This window comes from Saccharopolyspora hattusasensis (genome assembly GCF_050972075.1).
GTDB lineage: Bacteria > Actinomycetota > Actinomycetes > Mycobacteriales > Pseudonocardiaceae > Saccharopolyspora > Saccharopolyspora hattusasensis.
In genome coordinates this window covers 5827992-5846849 of sequence record NZ_JBPCDC010000001.1, presented here as the reverse complement: position 1 = coordinate 5846849, position 18858 = coordinate 5827992, and the positions used below count along the sequence as shown (strand labels likewise).

The window sequence follows — 18858 nt, the reverse complement described above, 5'->3', positions numbered from 1 at the left end:
AGATTGCCGCCGTCACCGCCACCTCGTCGACGCCGAGATCAGCCCTTGAGCGGGCCGCCGGTGAGTCCGCCGAGCGGTTCGCCGCCGAGCAGGTGCAGGTGCACGTGGAAGATCGTCTGCCCGGCGTCGGCGTTGGTGTTGAACAGCAGCCGGTAACCCGATTCGGCGATGCCTTCCTGCTCGGCGATCTCGCGGGCGACGGTGATCAGCTCGGCGAGCAGCTCCGGGTCGGCGGCGGCGAGCTCGCCGACGTTGCGGTAGCGCTTCTTCGGCACGATGAGCACGTGGGTCGGGGCCTGGGGGTTGATGTCGCGGATCGCGATGACCCGGTCGTCCTCGCGCACCACGTCGGCCGGGACCTCGCGCGCGATGATCCGCAGGAACAGGGAGTCCATGTCGCTCATGCCCTGAAGATTAGAGGTTTCACCGTTTATCTTGCGAAGCGGTGCGGTAGCGGAACCGCGGATGCCGCCTGGACTCGATCTCCGTCCGATGCGGTTCGATCACCGCAAACCGGTCGCATACCGGCACGCTGCGCCGCAACCGGGTCTGGGGGTTGTCCCGGTTGCGGCGCGGCTCTCGCCGGACCGAGGGGGGAGGTGTCCGACGAGCGTTGGGGTCCGATGCCCCGTGCGGCACCGGTCGCGGCAAAACCCCGCCGCGATCTTTCGCACACCGAGCGTATCGCTGAGTCAACCGTTCGCGCTACGGATCGACCGAAGTTTTTGATCTTCTTAGCGGTATGTGACCACCTTGCGCGTAATGCGCCGATTTCGAATGAGATCGCCAGTCACCCAGTCGTGAGATCAGGTCGTCAGGCCCAGCGGTCGGTGCGAACGCCTAGGGCGCCGAGGGCGACCGCGGCGGCTGTCGAGGCGCGCAGGACCGTCGGGCCAAGGCGGACGACGTTCGCCCCCGCTTCGGCCAGCGCGGCAAGCTCATCGCTGGTCACGCCGCCCTCCGGGCCGACGACCAGGACGAGTTCGCCGGTCGCGGGAAGATCCACCGACGACAGCGGCGTGGCCGCCGACTCGTGCAGCACCAGCGCCGCGTCGGCACCGCGGACCAGCGCCGCGAGCTGCTTGGTGCTCACCGGCTCGTCCACCGGTGGCGTCCACGCCCGCCGCGCCTGCTTCGCCGCCTGCGCGGCCGTGCTCCGCCACCGCGCCAGCGCCTTCGCGCCGCGTGGGCCGTCGTCCCACTTCGCCACGCACCGGGCGGCGCGCCACGGCACCACCGCGTCCACGCCCGCCTCGGTCGCCAGCTCCACCGCGAGCTCCCCGCGGTCGCCCTTGACCAGCGCCTGCGCTAGCCGCACCCGCAGTCCGGGCTGCGGGACATGCCAGGTCTCGGAGACGGCGAGCTGCAGCGAATCCTTCGCAGCGGCCGCCACTTCGCAGCGCGCCAAACCGCCCTGCCCGTCGGTGAGCAGCAGCTGCTCACCGACGCGCAGGCGGCGGACGGTGGCCGCGTGCTTGCCCTCCGGGCCGTCCAGGGTGGCCGCGCCGACTGCGGGCAGCCGCTCGACAGAGAACACCGGCAGCGAGGATTCGGACACGTCCCGCCTCACCGTTCGGTCTGTTCTTCGCAAGCGGCGGGAGCCGCTTGCGGTGTGGGACTCAACAGGCACCGCCGCGGTTTCACGGTGCCCACCTCGCTGGGGGTCTCCCAGCGAGGACACCCCGACGTGGTGAATTGGCTGAGTCGGGGATCCCGCTGCGAGAAGGCCTCTGACGTTCCGCTGCCTGCACCGCCACGCAAACCACTTTGAAGCATCTTCCAGTTCAGCGGTTGCCGAAGGAGCGGAAGCGGGAGAACAGCCCGTGCCGGTTGCCGTTGCCGTTGGCGGTCACCGTCGGCTCCGGCTGCTCCTCGCCGCGCAGCGCGGCGAGCTGGCGCAGCAGGTCGGACTGCGACTCGTCGAGCCGGGTCGGCACCACGACGTCGAGGTGCACGTGCAGGTCGCCGTGGCCGCTGACTCTGCCGTTGGACCGCAGCTTGGGCAGGCCCCGACCGATTAGCACCTGCTCGGTGCCGGACTGCGTGCCAGGCTCGACCGTCAGCTCCTCCTGGCCGCCATCGAGGGTTTCCAGGGTAAGCACGGTGCCCAGCGCCGCGGCCGTCATCGGCAGCTCGACGGTGCAGTGCAGGTCCGCGCCGTCGCGGGTGAACCGCTCGTGCGGGAGCTCCTCGACCTCGACGAACAGGTCACCGGCCGGTCCCCCGCCGGGCCCGACCTCGCCTTCGCCCGCCAGCCGCACCCGCATTCCGTCGCCGACACCGGCCGGGATCTTGACGGTGATGGTGCGCCGCGCGCGGACCCGGCCGTCGCCGCCGCACTGCTGGCACGGGTCGGTGATGACCTCGCCGAAACCGCGGCAGACCGGGCACGGCCGGGACGTCATGACCTGCCCCAGGAACGATCGCTGCACGGACTGCACCTCGCCGCGACCACCGCAGGTGTCGCAGGTCGACGGGGCGCTGCCGGCGCGGGAGCCGCCGCCGTCGCACGAGTCGCAGAGCACCGCAGTGTCGACGGTGATATCCCGGTTCATGCCGCTGGCGCACTCCTCCAGCGTCATCTCCAGCCGGAGCAGCGCGTCCGAGCCCGGCTGGACGCGGCTGCGCGGGCCCCGCCCGCCGCCACCGGCACCGCCGCCGAAGAAGGCGTCCATGATGTCGCCCAGCCCGCCGAAGCCCGCGAACGGGTCGCCCATGCCGCCGCCGGCACCGCCGCCGTTGGACAGCGGGTCCCCGCCGAGGTCGACCACCTGCCGCTTCTTCGGGTCGGAAAGGACCTCGTAGGCGGTCGTCACCTCGCGGAACCGCTCCTGCGCGGCCTCATCTGGGTTGACGTCTGGGTGCAGTTCTCGGGCGAGCTTGCGGTATGCCCGCTTGATCTGCTCGGGTGTCGCTTCCCTGGCCACCCCGAGGGTCGCGTAGTAGTCCCTGGCCACCTTCTCCGTACTTCCTCTGCTCGATCAACGAGTACACGCCGGTCGGGCGCGGTGAACCGTCACCGACCGATCAGGATCTCACCCACGTACGCGGCTACGGCCCGCACCGCCGCCATGGTGCCCGGGTAGTCCATCCGAGTCGGTCCGACAACTCCCAGGCCGCCCAGTACCATGCCATCCGAACCGTATCCGGTGGAAATCACCGAGGTCGTCTGCATCTCCTTGGCCTCATTCTCCATCCCGATACTGACCCGCACGGTGCCCGAATCGCGCGCCGCCGCGAGCAGCTTGAGTACCACGACCTGCTCTTCGAGCGCCTCCAGGACCTGGCGCAGCGAGTTGGGGAAGTCGGCGACGTTGCGGGTCAGGTTGGGCGTTCCGCCCAGGAGCATCCGCTCCTCCGGGTGCTCCACCAGCGACTCGATGAGCACGCTGCACACGCGGATCAGCGGGTCGCGCAGCTCCGACGGAGACTGGTCGGGCAGCTCGGCCACCGCGGCGGAGGCGTCGGCGAGCCGCTTCTCGACCATCGACGCGTTGAGCACGTTGCGCAGCCGGGCCACGTCGTCGTCGGTGATCACGTCGCCGAGGTCGACCATCCGCTGGTCGACGCGCCCGGTGTTGGTGATCAGCACCAGCATCAGCCGCGCCGGGGTGATGGTGACCACTTCGACGTGCCGGACGGTCGATCGGGTCAACGTGGGGTACTGCACCACGGCGACCTGCTGGGTGAGCTGCGCCAGCAGCCGGACGCTGCGGCGCATCACGTCGTCCAGGTCCAGCGCCCCTTCGAGGAACTTATGGATGGCGCGACGCTCGGCCTGGGTCAGCGGCTTGACCTCGTGCAGCCGGTCCACGAACAGCCGGTAGCCCTTGTCGGTGGGCACCCGGCCGGCGCTGGTGTGCGGCTGGACGATGAAGCCCTCCTCCTCCAGGGCGGCCATGTCGTTGCGGACCGTGGCGCTGGACACACTGAGATTGTGGCGGTCGACGAGTGCCTTCGAACCCACCGGCTCCTTGGTCGACACGTAGTCGGCCACGATCGCCCGCAGCACCTCGAAACGGCGATCATCCGCGTTCACCACCGCCACCTCCTTCACCTCCAGCGGCACCCGCCCAGGCTCGATGCCCAGGCACGGCCCGGGTACCACCATCGAGTTTACGGTGTTCGTGCACCGGAGCCGAGGCGCACGGGCGGACGGCGGTAGCCTGCCGCGGGGCCGATGGGCCGGTACATCGAGCGGAGCAGATCGGTTCCGGCGGCGGTAGCCGCAGGCGGACCAACTGCGGCGTGCAACGCGTTCGGCCGTTCGCCAGGAGGTGCCAGCTGCCGTGATCTCTTCAAGGACGTCCGGAACGGCCAACCCTACCCCGATCATCGGATGGCGCTGCGGGACTGGGCGAAGGTGCCGCCGCGCCCGGTGCGGATGGAAGATCTGGTCACCACGACGAAGGTGCTGCACCTGGATCGGCTGCTGAGCCCGGACTCGACGTTCTTCGGGGACCTGTTCCCGCACGTGGTCCGCTGGCGCGGCGAGCTCTACCTGGAGGACGGCCTGCACCGGGCCTCCGGTCGGCCCTGCACCAGCGCACGGTCCTGCACGCCAGAGTCCTCGACCTGGACGCAATCCGATAGCGGTACCAATCATGGTATCGGAGTTGGTACCGTTGCGTCATGGCTCTGAACCTGCGCCTTCGCGCCGAGACAGAAGATGCCTTGCGCGCCGAAGCGGAACGATCAGGTCGCTCTCAGCAGGAGATCCTCCGTGAAGCCGTAGACCGCTATCTCGGGCTCACTCCGGCCGCGGAACCCAAGCACGAGTGGGACCACCTGATCACTTCGGGCAAGGTGCTCCTGCCGAGGAGCCCCTACCGCAAGGTCGTACCGACCAGAACACTCCCGGCGGGCCAACTGACGATCGACCTGCTGGATCGCGAGGACCGTTTCTGATGCGCGTATACCTGGACAGCAGCGCGCTGATCAAGCGGGTAGTCCGCGAGCCGGAATCCTCCGCGCTCGTCGCGGAACTGGACGATCTCGCCCGCCGCCAGGCACTGTTGGTCTCGACCACGTTGGCCTGGACCGAAGTCGCCCGGGTGCTTCGAGCCAGCCGGGACACGACGTTCCAGGAAGTGGCTGACGAACTGCGGGACGCAATGAGCGGCATCGCCGAGCATCCGCTCGACTTCGAGATCGTGAACCTCTCCCGAAGGCTTGAGCCGAACCAGCTGCGCTCGCTCGACGCGATTCACCTCGCTGCGGCAATCGCCCTCGACGTCGATCTGGTGATGACCTACGACAAGAGACTCGCTGAAGCTACCGCTCTGAACGGAATCCAGGTCAGCTCCCCTGCCTGATCACGCGATCAGGCGCTGAACCACTCCGTCGGCCAGGAGGCGGCCCCGGTCCGTCAGGACGCAGCGGCCCGCCGTCAGCGCTTCGGGCTGCAGCAGACCGTCGGCGGCTGCTTGCTTCGCCTCCAGAAGGCCCGGCTCGTCCAGCGCGTCCACCGGGAGACCCGTGGCCAGGCGGAGTCCGAGCATGATCCGCTCGACCCGCTGGTCCTCGTCGTCGAGGCGCTCCCGCCCCGCCGCCGGGGAGTTGCCCTCCGCCAGCACCGCCGCGTAGCGGGCCGGGTGCTTGACGTTCCACCAGCGGACGCCGCCGACGTGGCTGTGCGCGCCCGGGCCGGCGCCCCACCAGTCGCCGCCCTGCCAGTAGCCGAGGTTGTGGCGGCAGCGCGCCGCGTCGTCCCGCGCCCAGTTCGACACCTCGTACCAGCCCAGACCCGCCTCGCCGAGCGCGCCGTCGATCAGTTCGTAGCGGTCGGCCAGCACGTCGTCGTCGGGCATCGGGAGTTCGCCTCGGCGGACCTTGCGGGCCATCGCGGTGCCGTCCTCGACGATCAGCGCGTACGCCGAGACGTGGTCGACCCCGGTGGACAGCACCGCGTCCAGCGAGGCCCGTAGGTCGTCGTCGGCCTCCCCCGGCGTGCCGTAGATCAGGTCCAGGTTGACGTGGTCGAAGCCGGCCGCGCGCGCCTCGTCGACCGCCGCGACCGCGCGGCCCGGCGTGTGCCGCCGCTCCAGCACCCGCAGCACGTGCTCCGCGGCGGACTGCATGCCCAGCGACACCCGGTTGAACCCGGCCTCGCGGATCCCGGCGAAAAACTCCGGCGACGTCGACTCAGGGTTGGATTCGGTGGTGATTTCCGCCGCACCGTCGAGCCCGAACGACTCGCGGATCGCGGCCAGCACCTCGCCCAGCCGTCCCGCGCCGAGCAGCGACGGCGTGCCGCCGCCGACGAAGACCGTCTCCGCCGCAGGCACCGGCTGATCGCCCGCCGCCAGCACCCGCGCGCCCAGCTCCAGCTCCGCCCGCAGGCCGTCCAGCCAGCTGCCGAAACTCGCCGATGAGCCCAGCTCATCGGCGGTGTAGGTGTTGAAGTCACAGTAGCCGCAGCGGGTGGCGCAGAACGGCACGTGGACGTACACCCCGAACGGCCGCGAACCCAGGCCCGTCAGGGCTTCGGGCGGGAGCATTCCGTCGGCCGGGGCGGGTTCACCGACTGGCAGTTGAGCAGGCACTCCACCACTGTCTCACCATTCGGATAGGGATGGACCGGTCGGTGAGCACGTGGCACGCTGCCTCACATGGGTGCGACCTTGCCGAGGCTCTTGCTGGTCACCCGCCGCTACGTGGACCTGCGGCGCGTGTCCAGCGCGCTGTGCCGCGCCATGCGTTGAAACCCCGCCGCCGCGTTCTGCTGCTTTGTCCAGTCGGCGCCGGGAGCGCCGAGCAGTGAGAACCGTCACCGTCGACGGGAATTCCGCGCGGCGCTGCCGCGCCCGAATCCCGGAGGTCGGACATGGTCCCCCCGACGGAAGCCCCTGCTCGCCCCGCCCGCAAGCGCAAGACGCGCGGCGAGGGCCAGTGGGCGCTCGGTTATCGCGAGCCGCTCAACGCCAACGAGCGCTCGAAGAAGGACGACAACCCGCTGAACGTCAGGCAGCGCATCGAGACGATCTACGCCCACGGCGGCTTCGACTCGATCGACCCGGCCGACCTGCGTGGTCGTTTCCGCTGGTGGGGCCTCTACACCCAGCGCGCCCCGGGTATCCCCGGCGCGCGCACCGGCACGATCGAGCCCGAGGAGCTCGACGACCGCTACTTCATGCTGCGGGTCCGCATCGACGGCGGTGCGCTGACCACCGAGCAGCTGCGCACCATCGGTGAGGTCTCGCAGACCTACGCGCGCGACACCGCCGACATCACCGACCGGCAGAACATCCAGCTGCACTGGGTGCGGGTCGAGGACATGCCGACGATCTGGCAGAAGCTGGAGGGTGTCGGGCTGTCCACCACCGAGGCCTGCGGCGACTGCCCCCGCGTCGTGCTGGGATCGCCGGTCGCGGGCGTCGCCGCGGACGAGATCATCGACGCCACCCCGGCGATCGAGGAGATCGCCGAGCGGTTCATCGGCGACAAGTCGCTGTCCAACCTGCCGCGCAAGTTCAAGTCAGCGATCAGCGGCTCGCCGCGCTGGGACACCGTGCCGGAGATCAACGACATCTCGCTGGTCGGCGTCGTGCACCCGGAGCACGGGCCCGGCTTCGACCTGTGGGTCGGCGGCGGCCTGTCCACGAACCCGAAGCTCGCGGTGCGGCTGGGCGCCTGGGTGCCGCTCGGTGAGGTCGCCGAGGTGTGGCAGGCCGTGGTGCAGATCTTCCGCGACTACGGCTACCGGCGGCTGCGGCACCGCGCCCGGATGAAGTTCCTGCTCGCCGACTGGGGTGCGGAGAAGTTCCGGCAGGTGCTGGAGGACGAGTACCTGGGCCGCAAGCTGGTCGACGGCCCCGCGCCGGAGACGCCGACCGGTCACCGCGACCACGTCGGGGTGCACCCGCAGGTCGACGGCAACTTCTACGTCGGCGCGAAGTCCGCGGCGGGTCGGGTCAGCGGCTCCACGCTGGTGGAGGTCGCGAAGGCCGCCGAGCGGGTGGGTTCGCGGCGCGTGCGCACCACCGTCGAGCAGAACCTGCTGGTCCTCGACGTGCCGAAGTCCGAAGTGGACGGTCTGGTCTCGGACCTGGACGGGCTTGGCCTTCAGGCCGACCCGTCGCCGTGGCGGCGCAGCGTGCTGGCCTGCACCGGCATCGAGTTCTGCAAGCTGGCCATCGTGGAGACCAAGGAGCGGGCGATCGCGCTGGTCGACGAGCTGGAGCAGCGGCTGGCCGACATCCAGGGCGACGTCACCGACCCGGTGACGATCAACCTCAACGGCTGCCCGAACGCCTGCGCCCGCACCCAGGTCGCCGACATCGGCCTGAAGGGCCAGATGGTGCCGGACGGCGACGGCAACCAGGTCGAGGGCTTCCAGGTGCACCTCGGCGGCGGCCTCGGAGAGGACGCCGGGTTCGGCCGCAAGATCCGCGGTCACAAGGTCACCTCCGCCGAGCTCGGCGACTACGTGGAGCGGCTGGTCCGCCGCTACCTGGCGCAGCGCTCCACCGGCGAGCGCTTCGCACAGTGGGTGGCACGGGCCGAGGAAGACGACCTCAATTGACTTCTCTCCTCCCTGAAGGAAGGAGATTCAGTCCTCGCGGACTGAGTTTCCTGCTTCAACGACCGCAGCGTCCCCACCGTGGCGGTTCGGTCTCACACGATCTCACTCAGGCGTTCGGACCGGGGTGGTCCGGGTTCCCGCTCGACCAGCGGTACCCACGTACTTGCTCGGGTGCTCCCACTTGCGTGGGAGTGGTAGGTCTCACCTACCGAAATCAAGACTATCAGCGGTCGCTACGCGACCGACACGCGAGATCTGCTCCTCCCCACCCTGAAGGACGGGGCATCCGCAGATTGGAGATCAGGTGAGCCGAGCGGCGCCGTTCTACTGCCCGTACTGCGGGGACGAAGACCTCACGCCCGAGGCCGAGCCGGCCGGGGCGTGGCAGTGCGCGTCGTGCCTGCGGGTCTTCACCGTGCGGCTCGTCGGGCTTTCCCTCGGTGAACAGGCCGACGACCCGGCCGCAGGAAACGGAGAAGCATGACTGCCGACACCACCACGAACATCGGCGCCCGGCGCAGCGACGACGAGCTGCGGGCGCTGATCGAGGAGGCCGTGCCGCGGCTGGCCGAGGCCGATGCGGAGGAAACCCTGCGCTGGGCCGTCGACAACTTCGGCGACGGCCTGATCGTCGCGTCGAACATGCAGGACGCGGTGCTGGTCGACCTGGCGGCCAAGGCCAAGCCGGGCGTGGACATCCTGTTCCTGGAGACCGGCTACCACTTCGCCGAGACCATCGGAACCCGCGACGCCGTCGCACAGGTCCACGACGTCAACATCGTCAACGCGATGCCCGCGCAGAGCGTCGCCGAGCAGGACGCCAGCGAGGGCCCGCGGCTGTTCGAGCGGGACCCGAACCGCTGCTGCTTCCTGCGCAAGGTGGTGCCGCTGCGCAACACCCTGGCCCGCTACGAGGCGTGGGTGACCGGGGTGCGCCGGGTGGAGGCTCCGACGCGCGCCAACACGCCGATCGTGACCTGGGACGACCGCAACAGCCTGGTCAAGATCAACCCGCTGGCGGCCTGGTCCGACGAAGACATGCAGCGCTACATCGACGAGCACGGCGTGCTGGTCAACCCGCTGGTGCCGGCCGGTTACCCGTCGATCGGGTGCCAGCCCTGCACCGCCAAGCCCGCGCCCGGTGCCGACCCGCGCAGCGGGCGCTGGGCGGGCAGCGCCAAGACCGAGTGCGGACTGCACGGGTGAGGAACTCCGGAGGAGACATGACGACAGTCGAGTTGCCGATCGATCGGACCGACGTGCCGCCGCAGGCGGACAACCTGGCCGCGCTGGAGTCCGAAGCGATCCACATCTTCCGCGAGGTGGCCGGGGAGTTCGACCGGCCGGTGATCCTGTTCTCCGGCGGCAAGGACTCCACGGTGCTGGTGCACCTGGCGCTGAAGGCGTTCTGGCCCGCTCCGGTGCCGTTCCCGCTGCTGCACGTCGACACCGGGCACAACTTCCCGGAGGTGCTCGCCTTCCGCGACGAGCTGGTCGAGCGGCACGACCTGCGGTTGGTGGTGGCGTCCGTGCAGGACTACATCGACGACGGCCGGCTGCAGGAGCGGGCCGACGGCACCCGCAACCCGCTGCAGACCACGCCGCTGCTGGACGGGATCAGCGAGAACCGGTTCGACGCGGTCTTCGGCGGCGGTCGGCGCGACGAGGAGCGGGCCCGCGCCAAGGAGCGCATCTTCAGCCTCCGCAACGCCTTCGGGCAGTGGGACCCGCGCCGCCAGCGCCCCGAGCTGTGGAACCTGTACAACGGCAAGCACCGGCCGGGCGAGCACGTCCGGGTGTTCCCGCTGTCGAACTGGACCGAACTGGACATCTGGCGCTACATCCAGCGGGAGAAGATCGAGCTGCCGGAGATCTACTACGCGCACCGGCGCGAGGTGTTCTTGCGCGACGGCATGTGGTTGACCTCGGGTCCGTGGGGCGGGCCCCGCGACGGCGAGGTCGCGGCCACCAAGACCGTGCGCTACCGCACCGTCGGCGACGGTTCCTGCACCGGCGCGGTGGAATCCGAGGCGTACACAGTGGACGATGTGATCGCCGAGGTCGCCGCCAGCCGACTCACCGAGCGCGGCGCGACGCGAGCCGACGACCGCATTTCCGAAGCAGCAATGGAAGACCGCAAACGCGAGGGCTACTTCTGAGAAAAGCTGTCCATGGACTCCCTTTGCGTAGCGGTGCAGGTAGCGGAACCTCAGACGCCGCCTCGGCTGTGGGATCCCCGACTTACGTATGACCAATACGCGGCATCGGGGCTGTCCTCGCGAGGCGACGTCTGAGAACCCGCGGCGGTGCAAGTTGCGAGAGTGGGCTAAGCGGCTTCGCCGCTTCAAAGAAAAAGATCAAACCGAAGTCAAAGCAGTCCGATGTTGTGCGCAGACGAACCAGCTGATCTGCGCTCACGACTCCGGCTCCCCGAGCCGACACTCCATGAAGCAGGAATGGGTTCTTAAATGACCGAGACGACTACTCGCACTGCGCCGGACAGCGGCACCGAGGTGACCCTGCCGGTGCACAGCGACCTGCTGCGGTTGGCCACCGCCGGCTCCGTCGACGACGGCAAGAGCACCCTGGTCGGGCGGCTGCTGCACGACACCAAGTCAGTGCTGGCCGACCAGCTCGACGCGGTGCAGCGCGCCAGCGCGGACCGCGGCCTCGCCACCCCGGACCTGTCGCTGCTGGTGGACGGCCTGCGCGCGGAGCGTGAACAGGGCATCACCATCGACGTGGCCTACCGCTACTTCGCCACGCCCAAGCGCACTTTCGTGCTCGCCGACACCCCCGGTCACGTGCAGTACACCCGCAACACCGTCACCGGTGCCTCGACCGCACAGCTGGCGGTTCTGCTGGTGGACGCGCGCAAGGGCATCATCGAGCAGACCCGGCGGCATGCGGCAGTGCTGGCGCTGCTGGGCGTGCCGCAGCTGGTGCTGGCCGTCAACAAGATCGACATGGTCGGCTTCGACGAGGCGGTGTTCACCCGCATCGCCGCCGAGTTCACCGAGCACGCCCGTGCGCTGGGCTACCGCGACGACACCGTGGTGACCATCCCGGTGTCCGCGCTGCTCGGCGACAACGTGGTGGAACGCTCCGCGAATACCCCCTGGTACAGCGGTCCTTCGCTGCTGGAGCACCTGGAAAGCGTGCCGGTGGCGCCGGACCCGCACGACGCGCCGTTCCGGATGCCGGTGCAGTACGTGATCCGGCCGCGCACCGCCGAATACCCGGACTACCGCGGCTACGCGGGCCAGGTGGCGGCCGGTGTCGTGGCGGAGGGCGACGAGGTGGTCGTGCTGCCCGCCGGGCTGCGCACCCGGGTGTCCAAGGTGGACAGCCCGGACGGGGCGAGGCCGCGCGCCGCGGCCGGGCACTCCGTCACCCTGCTGCTGGCCGACGACGTGGACATCTCGCGCGGCGACCTGATCGCCGCCGCGGACGCCCCGCCGCGGGTCACCGACGAGCTCGACGCCACGGTCTGCTGGCTGGCCGAGAAGCCGCTGAACCCGGGCGCCAAGGTGCTGGTCAAGCACGGCACCCGCACCGTGCAGGCCATCGTCACCGAGCTGGCGGCCCGCTTCGACGAACAACAGCTGTCGAGTGTGGACAGTCCGGATTCGTTGCAGCTCAACGAGATCGGCCGGGTGCGGCTGCGCACGGCGGAGCCGCTGCCGATCGACGGTTACGCCGCGAGCCGGCGCACCGGATCGTTCCTGGTGATCGACCCCGCCGACGGCACCACGCTGGCCGCCGGACTGATCGGGGTGCCGTTGGCGCCGCTGGCCGCCGCGTCGGAATGAGCAGGAGATGACCGCTCCACTGGTGGCCGTCGCGCACGGCAGCCGGGATCCGCGTTCGGCCGCGACCATCCACGCCCTGATGGACGTGGTCCGCGCGATGCGCCCGGATCTCGATGTGCGCGTGGCGTTCCTGGACCTGTCGGCACCGCGCGTGGGCGACGTGCTCAGCGCGGCGCACGGCGACGGCCACGGCTCGGCGGTCGTCGTGCCGCTGCTGCTCGGCCGGGCCTTCCACGCCCGCGTCGACGTGCCCGCGGCGGTGGCCGACGCGGAGCGGCGCTATCCGCGGTTCCGGGTGCACGTGGCCGATGTGCTGGGCCCGGATCCGCGGCTGGACGAGGCGGCGTGGCGGCGGCTGGCCGAGGCCGGAGCGTCCGCCGAGGACCCGGAACTGGGGGTGCTGCTGGCCGGCGCGGGATCGTCGCACGCACCGGCGAACCGCCTGGTCGCCGACGTCGCGGCGCGCTGGCAATCGCGCACGTCATGGGCCGGCGCCGTCGCGACCTTCGCCGCAGCCGCCGAACCCGCGGTTCCGGCGGCGATCGAGGCCCTGCGCGCACGCGGTGCCCGCCGCATCGCGGTCGCCTCCTGGTTCCTGGCCCCGGGCCTGCTCCCGGACCGGATCATCGACCTGGCCCGCAAGCACGCGACAAACCCGCTGCTAGCGGCCCCGATGGCCGACGACGAGGGCGTGGCCGACCTGATCCTGAACCGCTACGCCGAGGCCCTCACCGCAGCTCCCCTCCAGCTGTCCGCAGCCCTGTGACGTGCGGTTCTGCCCGTGCTTGCCGCCACCCCCATGCGAGGCGTACAGTATCCTGTACAAGGAGGTGTTTCGGTGAAGACGATGAGCTACTCCGAGTCCCGTGCCAAGTACGCCGAGACGCTCGACTCCGTGGTGAACGACCGCGAGGAAGTCGTGATCACCCGAGCAGGGCACGAGCCCGTCGTGATGGTGTCATTGGATGACTACCAGTCCCTGAAGGAAACTGCCTACCTGCTCCGCAGCCCCGAGAACGCCCGCCGCCTGATCCTCGCGATCGAGCGACTGGAAGCCGGCGGCGGAGAACAACACGAGCTCGCCGAATGAAACTGGTCTGGGACGGGCTTGCCTGGGACGACTACGTCTGGTGGCAAGCCGAGGACCGCAAGATCCTCAAGCGAATCAACGCGCTGATCAAAGACATCTGCCGCAACGGGAACGAAGGAATCGGCAAACCCGAATCGCTCAAGCACGGTTTCCAGGGCTACTGGTCGCGTCGCATCTCTGACGAGCATCGTCTGGTCTACAAGGTTGCGGGAGACGAAATTCGAATCGCGGCTTGCCGCTACCACTACGGCAAATGACTTGGCTGACGGCCTGGTCACCCTCGCTGGCCAGCCTGTGCGCGACCTGAGCGAATACACGGGATCCTTGCAGCTGTCCGCAGTCCTGTGACGCTAGGAGCCAGACGCCGCATTCATCCTGCGGCCCCCTAGCCATAACCCTAACGTTATACTAGGGTCGTGAGCTGGGACGTCGAGTTGCACGAAGAGGTCAACACCTGGTTCTTCTCGTTGGTCCAGAACGACCCCGAGTGCGCCGACCTGGTCGAACAGGCACTCGACCAGTTAGCCCACCAGGGGCCGCGGCTCGGACGTCCTCTCGTAGACAAGATCAAGGGGTCTCGATACCACAATCTCAAGGAACTACGTCCCGCTTCGGCGGGCAGGAGCGAGATCAGGATGTTGTTCGCCTTCGACCCACGACGTTGTGCCATTGTTCTGGTGGCGGGCGATAAAGCCGGGAACTGGCGGGGTTGGTACGAGACGAACATCCCGCTTGCCGAGAAGCGGTTCGAGGAACACCTGGCGGAGTTAGAGGAGGGCGCAGCGATGGGTCGTTCCTGGAAGGACGCTAAGAAGGACAAGGAAGCCCTGGACCGGGCGCGTGGCCGCGATGTGGAAGCCGCCAGGGAACAAGCCCGCATCCTGACCCAGGCCTACATTCTGGGCGACCGCCTCGCCCAGCTGCGCAAAGCGGCCGGACTGTCACAGTCGGAGGTCGCCGCGCGGATGCAGGTCAGCCAGCCCCGCGTGAGCAAACTCGAACAGGGGGACTTGGCGCAGATCGAGGTCGGCACGCTTGAGCGCTACGTCGCTGCCCTCGGGGGACGCCTCAAACTCGTAGCGGACTTCGAAGATCACGATGTCACCGTCTCGATGAACGAGCTCGACCACTCCGAAGACGAACTCGACTGCACCGAAAAGGCGGGCGTCTGAGCAAAAGTCGACAACTCTGTTGGTGGGCGCAACCTGCGGGGCATGATGTGGCCGTGTCATCCAGCTGGGTACACGAAGACCGGCAGCGGCCCGGACACCCCCGACAGCCCAGGCCGCTGCCGGACCCGGATTCGCAGTGCACCGTGGGGGCCGGATGAACGCGCGACCGCACCTGATCGCACGCGTCCGAGCCGAGTTCGCGCGCAGCGAGCAGGACAAGTCCTGCCACTTCTTCCCGCTGCCGGACGACGGTGAGCTGCCCGCGATGCTCTACGCCTACTGCGGTTTCGGCATCGTCCCAGGTCAAGCGGAAGCTCTCGACAGACCGGCCGGCATGCCGTGCCTGCCGTGCCTGATGGCCGCCGCGCTCTCCGACGGCAGCGTTTGATCGCGTCGCGACCAGCGACGACAGCAGAAATCCGCACCTAACGCTGAGTTGTTCTTTCGAACACTTAGCTTCACCCCATGTGGTCATGAGAGAGTTTGTTGCCAGCGTCTGGACGGGGAACCGGCCGCTCCATGTGCTCGTCTCACCCGTCAGGCCGCGCTATCGGGTGACCGCGCCGGTGGGTGGGGGGCGATCAATGCAAGGCTGGACGAGGAGTCGGGGACAACAGCGCGAGATGAACACGCAGCAGCCGAATCGACCGGTCATCACGCCAACCATGCGGGAACAGGCCCAGAAGCAGCCGAACACCTGGCTGTACGTGGTCGACCCGATCTTCACCGATCCGAACGCCGAGGTGCCGCCGTGGGGCTTCATCGGCGGCTACCGGGTGGATGAGCAGGGCGAGATCACCGACGACTTCTCACCGAACCCGAACTACCGGCCGTCGCCGGTGGCGCTGCGGCTGCCCGCGCCGACCAACGACGTTGAACGCGCCCTGCAGCTCACCACCACCGGCTACGCGCAGGGGCATTCGCTGCTGACCGCGATGCTGGACGCCGAGCTGATCCTGTTCGCGCAGCCGCAGGGCAGCGGGCTGTTCACGATGGAGCACGAGTCGGGCCGCCGGCAGCTGCAGGTGTTCACCTCGGAGACCTTCCTGCCGCCCAACTGGACGACCTGGCAGCGGATGACCGGTCGGCAGCTGGCGACGCACCACCTCACCGGCATCGACGTGCAGGTCAACCCGACCAGCCCGGTCAAGGCCCGGCTCCCCGCCGAGGAGCTGGCCAAGGCCGCCGCCGTGCCACCGAAGGCCCCTGGCGTGCCGATCAACTCCCCCGCGAACGGAATGCCGGTACAGGCCCCGCCGGGAGCCGCGCCGCAGCCCGGCGAGCAGGCCCCGAAGCCGACGGGCGGGCCGACCGCGCAGCCGCCGGGCGATCCCCTGGAAACCGGGTTCGGCCGCCGGTTCCTCGGCTCGATGCTGGCCGGGGCGATCGGCGACGCCCTCGGCGCGCCGGTGGAGTTCTATCCGGTGGACCAAATCCGCAGCCGCTTCGGCGCGATGGGCGTCACGGAGTACGACCGCGCCGGTGAGCACCCGGGCGAGTTCACCGACGACACCCAGATGGTGCTGTTCACCCTGGAAGGTCTGATCCGCGGGCACTTCGCGGCCCGCACCGCCGGGGCCGACAGCCCGCTGTCCGCGATCCAGCTGGCCTACCAGCGCTGGCTGCACACCCAGGGCTATGCGTGGATGCGGGCCGCCGGGCCGTTCACGATGAGCCACCCCAAGCCCAACGGCTGGCTGATCGAGCAGCGCGACCTGTTCGCCGTGCGCTCGCCGAACAGCAGCTGCATCGCCGCGCTGCGCGAGTTCGCCGCGGTGGGCGCGCCCGGCACCTTCGAGCGGCCGATCAACGATTCGCAGGACTGCGGCGGCGTGGTCCGGGCGGCACCGGTGGCGCTGTGGTCCGACGACCCCGAGCAGGTCTTCGAACTCGCCGCCGCGACCGCGGCCCTGACCTGCTCGCAGCCCAACGGCTACCTGCCCGCCGGGACGCTTGCCGTGGTGGTGCACCGGTTGCTGCGCGAGGAGACGCTGGAAGACGCGGTGCGGCAGGCCCGCGAACTGCTCGTGCAGTACCAGGGCCACGAAGACACCGAGCGCGCGTTGCAGGCCGCCGAGGAGCTCGCCGAGCAGGGCAAGCCGAGCCCCGAACGGCTCAAGGACACGTTGGGCGGCGGCTGGGCCGGGCACGAGGCGCTGGCCATCGCGGTGTGCGCGGCGCTTAGCACCGACAGCATCGCGGCCGCGCTGATGGTGTCCGTCAACCACTCCGGCGACAGCGACTCCACCGCGGCCATCTGCGGGAACATCGTCGGCGCCCACTACGGCGCGCCCGCGCTGCCGGGTGTGTGGCTGCGCGACCTCAAGCAGCGCGGGATCGTCGAGGCGCTGGCGAAGGACGCGCTGCTGGAGTTCGGCCCGACTCCGCCGAGCGGTGACGCGTGGACCTCGCGCTACCCGGCCGCGAAGGACATCTCGGACCTGGTGTTCACCTCCACCCTGCCGCTGAGGGGCGCGGAGCCCTCGAAGGCGGCGCCGGTCGCCGACGACGCACCAGCCGAAGCGGTCGAGCCCGAAGCCGAACCAGACGCCCCCGCGGTTTCAATTGAAACTGCGGACCAGCAGGAGGCGGAGGCGGTCGAGGCGGTCGACGAACCTTGGCTGGCGCGCTACCCGATCGGCGAGGCCGCGCCCGCCGTGCCGCCGCTGGAGGACGTCGTCGCGCCAGCGGCCGAAGTGCCCGAAGGGCCTCGGTACGCAGCAGGAACGCCGGAATCCGAGACCGCGCAGCCCGGCGAGGGACCGGTCGCGGACGACGCGGCGCCGGAAACCCCGGACCAGGAAGCGCCCGTCCAGGAAGCCGCAGCCGCGGAAGTTCCGGTCGCCGATTCTCCTGCCGCCGATACGCCCGCTGCGGAACCTCCAGCTTCCGAGACCCCAGTTGCCGAGGCGGCAGTCGTCGAGGCTCCGGCTGCGGAAACCGCCGTCACGGAGGCGCCGGCCGAGGCACGCGACGAAACCGACGAAGGCTTGTCGGACGAGGAACTGCAGCTGCTCAGCGTGTGGCGCAAGTTCCGCGACAACGGCGACGGGAACTCCGCCGACCTGACGCAGGGACTGCAGAAGCTGCTCGTCGAGGCCTTCGGCCCCGAACGCGCGGCCCAGCTGATCGGCGAGGCCGCCGCCGGTGCGGAACCCGGGGCCGAGCTCGCCGCCGAAACCCGGGTGCGGCTCAGCCGCCGCGATCGGCTCGAAGGCTGTGTGCTGGGCGCCGCCGTCGGCGACGCCCTCGGCGCGCCTTGGATGTTCTCCGACCTGCGCACGATCCTAAGCGTGAACCCGGAAGGCGTGCGGGAGTTCGCCGAGGCCTTCGGCCGCCGCGGCGCGGCCACCGCCTACTCGCAGCAGGCGGCATTCGTGCTCTACGGCCTGATCGGCGGGACCATCCGCTCGACGCTACGCGGCGTCCCGGCGTTCCGGCCAGGCTTGGTCCGCACGGTGCTCCAGCAATGGCTGCTCACGCAGGGCGCCCGGGTCGACGTGAACCTGCCGGCCGGGACGCTCGCCGAGAACGAAACGCTTCGCGTGCAGCGGTTCCCGGACGAGGCGTCGCTGACCTCATTGGCGCAGTGGAGCGACCGCCGGGAGCCCCCGACGCCAGGCAACCCGCCGAACGCCGCCCGCACGCCCGCGGCAACGGTCCGCGGTGCGGTGGTCGGCTTCGAGGTCCGCACCGTGCAGGACTCGATCTCCCTGGGTATCGAGATCGCCGCGGTCACCCACGGGCATCCGGACGGTTACCTGCCGGCCGGGGCGCTGTCCGGGCTGGTGTCCGCGTTGCAGGAGGGCCACACCCTCGCCGAAGCGGTGCATGCCGTACTGGCCGAGCTGGACCAGATGGAGGGTGCTGAGACCACTGCGCTGGGCTTGCGCTCCGCGATCGAGATCGCCTCGAACGGCCCGGTGTCGCCGGCCGGCCTGGAATCCCTGGGCCTCGGCTGGCAAGCACCGGAAGCGCTGGCGATCGCCGTTGCGGCCGCGCTGGCGCACCCGAACTCGTTCGCCGACGCCGTGTCACTGGCGGCTACCCACGCCGGTAACAGCGCGGCGACCGCGTCCATCTGCGGCAGCCTGCTGGGCACCGCCCGCGGCGCCGGGCCGATCCCCGCCGAGTGGACCACCGGCCTGGAGCTGCGCCCGGTCCTGGACCAGCTGCTGGAAGACGCGCACCGCGCAGGCACGGAGATCGACACCCACGAGCCAGTGCCCGGCTGGGCGCAGCGCTACCCCGGCTAATCCA

20 protein-coding genes are annotated in these 18858 nt (G+C 69.9%); 15 read left to right on the top strand and 5 right to left on the bottom strand.

The genetic code is table 11. The annotated features are described in order from the left end of the window. Positions 1 to 38: 38 nt before the first annotated feature. The 4 genes from ACRXBZ_RS28015 to hrcA all read right to left on the bottom strand — a co-directional run bounded on the left by ACRXBZ_RS28015 (position 39) and on the right by hrcA (position 4042). Positions 39 to 404, bottom strand: a complete 366-nt coding sequence (locus tag ACRXBZ_RS28015) for a histidine triad nucleotide-binding protein (RefSeq protein WP_433881630.1) — start codon at positions 402 to 404, stop codon at positions 39 to 41. Between the two features lie 410 nt (positions 405 to 814). After that, a complete protein-coding gene (locus ACRXBZ_RS28010; protein ID WP_433881629.1) occupies positions 815 to 1558 on the bottom strand; it encodes a 16S rRNA (uracil(1498)-N(3))-methyltransferase in 744 nt (247 codons plus the stop codon). A 226-nt stretch (positions 1559 to 1784) separates the two neighbouring features. Next, the gene (gene dnaJ / locus ACRXBZ_RS28005) at positions 1785 to 2957 is read right to left on the bottom strand and encodes a molecular chaperone DnaJ (RefSeq protein ID WP_168587057.1); all 1173 of its coding nucleotides are present in this window, start codon (positions 2955 to 2957) and stop codon (positions 1785 to 1787) included. Positions 2958 to 3016: 59 nt separating this feature from the next. Then, on the bottom strand, positions 3017 to 4042 hold the full coding sequence (gene hrcA / locus ACRXBZ_RS28000; protein ID WP_168590184.1) for a heat-inducible transcriptional repressor HrcA: 1026 nt from the start codon (positions 4040 to 4042) through the stop codon (positions 3017 to 3019). A gap of 297 nt (positions 4043 to 4339) precedes the next feature. Between hrcA and ACRXBZ_RS27995 the strand changes: the two genes are divergently transcribed. The 3 genes from ACRXBZ_RS27995 to ACRXBZ_RS27985 are packed head-to-tail and all read left to right on the top strand — an operon-like array spanning position 4340 to position 5315. Next, positions 4340 to 4642 (top strand): hypothetical protein, encoded by a 303-nt coding sequence (locus ACRXBZ_RS27995; RefSeq protein WP_433881628.1) that lies wholly within the window; start codon positions 4340 to 4342, stop codon positions 4640 to 4642. Then, entirely contained in the window at positions 4633 to 4908 is a 276-nt protein-coding gene (locus ACRXBZ_RS27990) for a ribbon-helix-helix protein, CopG family (RefSeq protein ID WP_433881627.1), read from the top strand. Before ACRXBZ_RS27995 ends, ACRXBZ_RS27990 begins: the two co-directional genes overlap by 10 nt. After that, positions 4908 to 5315, top strand: a complete 408-nt coding sequence (locus ACRXBZ_RS27985) for a PIN domain-containing protein (RefSeq protein WP_433881626.1) — start codon at positions 4908 to 4910, stop codon at positions 5313 to 5315. Before ACRXBZ_RS27990 ends, ACRXBZ_RS27985 begins: the two co-directional genes overlap by 1 nt. On the opposite strand, the gene hemW is transcribed toward ACRXBZ_RS27985, so the two are convergent. Beyond that, positions 5316 to 6545: a radical SAM family heme chaperone HemW gene (gene hemW, locus ACRXBZ_RS27980; protein WP_433881625.1), complete on the bottom strand. Its 1230-nt coding sequence runs from the start codon at positions 6543 to 6545 to the stop codon at positions 5316 to 5318. It abuts the gene before it with no gap. 66 nt (positions 6546 to 6611) lie between these two features. Here hemW and ACRXBZ_RS27975 point away from each other — a divergent pair, with 66 nt between their 5' ends. The 12 genes from ACRXBZ_RS27975 to ACRXBZ_RS27920 all read left to right on the top strand — a co-directional run bounded on the left by ACRXBZ_RS27975 (position 6612) and on the right by ACRXBZ_RS27920 (position 18854). Further along, the gene (locus tag ACRXBZ_RS27975; RefSeq protein ID WP_317891387.1) at positions 6612 to 6704 is read left to right on the top strand and encodes a putative leader peptide; all 93 of its coding nucleotides are present in this window, start codon (positions 6612 to 6614) and stop codon (positions 6702 to 6704) included. Between the two features lie 122 nt (positions 6705 to 6826). Then, complete coding sequence (locus ACRXBZ_RS27970) at positions 6827 to 8524, top strand: nitrite/sulfite reductase (RefSeq protein ID WP_433881624.1); 1698 nt, start codon at positions 6827 to 6829, stop codon at positions 8522 to 8524. Between the two features lie 304 nt (positions 8525 to 8828). Further along, complete coding sequence (locus tag ACRXBZ_RS27965) at positions 8829 to 9008, top strand: hypothetical protein (RefSeq protein WP_433881623.1); 180 nt, start codon at positions 8829 to 8831, stop codon at positions 9006 to 9008. Then, positions 9005 to 9730, top strand: a complete 726-nt coding sequence (locus ACRXBZ_RS27960) for a phosphoadenylyl-sulfate reductase (RefSeq protein WP_433881622.1) — start codon at positions 9005 to 9007, stop codon at positions 9728 to 9730. Before ACRXBZ_RS27965 ends, ACRXBZ_RS27960 begins: the two co-directional genes overlap by 4 nt. A gap of 17 nt (positions 9731 to 9747) precedes the next feature. After that, complete coding sequence (gene cysD / locus ACRXBZ_RS27955; RefSeq protein WP_433881621.1) at positions 9748 to 10683, top strand: sulfate adenylyltransferase subunit CysD; 936 nt, start codon at positions 9748 to 9750, stop codon at positions 10681 to 10683. 309 nt (positions 10684 to 10992) lie between these two features. After that, positions 10993 to 12336, top strand: a complete 1344-nt coding sequence (locus tag ACRXBZ_RS27950; RefSeq protein ID WP_433881620.1) for a sulfate adenylyltransferase subunit 1 — start codon at positions 10993 to 10995, stop codon at positions 12334 to 12336. 7 nt (positions 12337 to 12343) lie between these two features. Then, positions 12344 to 13102 (top strand): sirohydrochlorin chelatase, encoded by a 759-nt coding sequence (locus ACRXBZ_RS27945; RefSeq protein ID WP_433881619.1) that lies wholly within the window; start codon positions 12344 to 12346, stop codon positions 13100 to 13102. 81 nt (positions 13103 to 13183) lie between these two features. After that, complete coding sequence (locus tag ACRXBZ_RS27940) at positions 13184 to 13426, top strand: type II toxin-antitoxin system Phd/YefM family antitoxin (RefSeq protein ID WP_245761466.1); 243 nt, start codon at positions 13184 to 13186, stop codon at positions 13424 to 13426. Then, positions 13423 to 13683, top strand: a complete 261-nt coding sequence (locus tag ACRXBZ_RS27935; protein ID WP_433881618.1) for a Txe/YoeB family addiction module toxin — start codon at positions 13423 to 13425, stop codon at positions 13681 to 13683. Before ACRXBZ_RS27940 ends, ACRXBZ_RS27935 begins: the two co-directional genes overlap by 4 nt. Positions 13684 to 13842: 159 nt before the next feature. Then, complete coding sequence (locus tag ACRXBZ_RS27930; protein WP_433881617.1) at positions 13843 to 14598, top strand: type II toxin-antitoxin system RelE/ParE family toxin; 756 nt, start codon at positions 13843 to 13845, stop codon at positions 14596 to 14598. Between the two features lie 154 nt (positions 14599 to 14752). Further along, positions 14753 to 14986 (top strand): hypothetical protein, encoded by a 234-nt coding sequence (locus tag ACRXBZ_RS27925; RefSeq protein WP_433881616.1) that lies wholly within the window; start codon positions 14753 to 14755, stop codon positions 14984 to 14986. A gap of 235 nt (positions 14987 to 15221) precedes the next feature. Then, on the top strand, positions 15222 to 18854 hold the full coding sequence (locus tag ACRXBZ_RS27920) for a type VII secretion system-associated protein (RefSeq protein ID WP_433881615.1): 3633 nt from the start codon (positions 15222 to 15224) through the stop codon (positions 18852 to 18854). Positions 18855 to 18858 lie beyond the last annotated feature (4 nt).

Excerpts from the sequence above, each read along its gene's own strand:
- ACRXBZ_RS27975 (WP_317891387.1), top strand. The coding sequence starts at position 6,612 with ATGGGTGCGACCTTGCCGAGGCTCTTGCTGGTCACCCGCCGCTACGTG.
- ACRXBZ_RS27990 (WP_433881627.1), top strand. The coding sequence starts at position 4,633 with ATGGCTCTGAACCTGCGCCTTCGCGCCGAGACAGAAGATGCCTTGCGC.
- cysD (WP_433881621.1), top strand. The coding sequence starts at position 9,748 with ATGACGACAGTCGAGTTGCCGATCGATCGGACCGACGTGCCGCCGCAG.
- ACRXBZ_RS27960 (WP_433881622.1), top strand. The coding sequence starts at position 9,005 with ATGACTGCCGACACCACCACGAACATCGGCGCCCGGCGCAGCGACGAC.
- ACRXBZ_RS27985 (WP_433881626.1), top strand. The coding sequence starts at position 4,908 with ATGCGCGTATACCTGGACAGCAGCGCGCTGATCAAGCGGGTAGTCCGC.
- ACRXBZ_RS27940 (WP_245761466.1), top strand. The coding sequence starts at position 13,184 with ATGAGCTACTCCGAGTCCCGTGCCAAGTACGCCGAGACGCTCGACTCC.
- ACRXBZ_RS28015 (WP_433881630.1), bottom strand. The coding sequence starts at position 404 with ATGAGCGACATGGACTCCCTGTTCCTGCGGATCATCGCGCGCGAGGTC.
- ACRXBZ_RS27995 (WP_433881628.1), top strand. The coding sequence starts at position 4,340 with ATGGCGCTGCGGGACTGGGCGAAGGTGCCGCCGCGCCCGGTGCGGATG.
- ACRXBZ_RS27970 (WP_433881624.1), top strand. The coding sequence starts at position 6,827 with ATGGTCCCCCCGACGGAAGCCCCTGCTCGCCCCGCCCGCAAGCGCAAG.
- ACRXBZ_RS27920 (WP_433881615.1), top strand. The coding sequence starts at position 15,222 with ATGAACACGCAGCAGCCGAATCGACCGGTCATCACGCCAACCATGCGG.
- ACRXBZ_RS27925 (WP_433881616.1), top strand. The coding sequence starts at position 14,753 with ATGAACGCGCGACCGCACCTGATCGCACGCGTCCGAGCCGAGTTCGCG.
- ACRXBZ_RS27945 (WP_433881619.1), top strand. The coding sequence starts at position 12,344 with ATGACCGCTCCACTGGTGGCCGTCGCGCACGGCAGCCGGGATCCGCGT.
- ACRXBZ_RS27935 (WP_433881618.1), top strand. The coding sequence starts at position 13,423 with ATGAAACTGGTCTGGGACGGGCTTGCCTGGGACGACTACGTCTGGTGG.
- ACRXBZ_RS27950 (WP_433881620.1), top strand. The coding sequence starts at position 10,993 with ATGACCGAGACGACTACTCGCACTGCGCCGGACAGCGGCACCGAGGTG.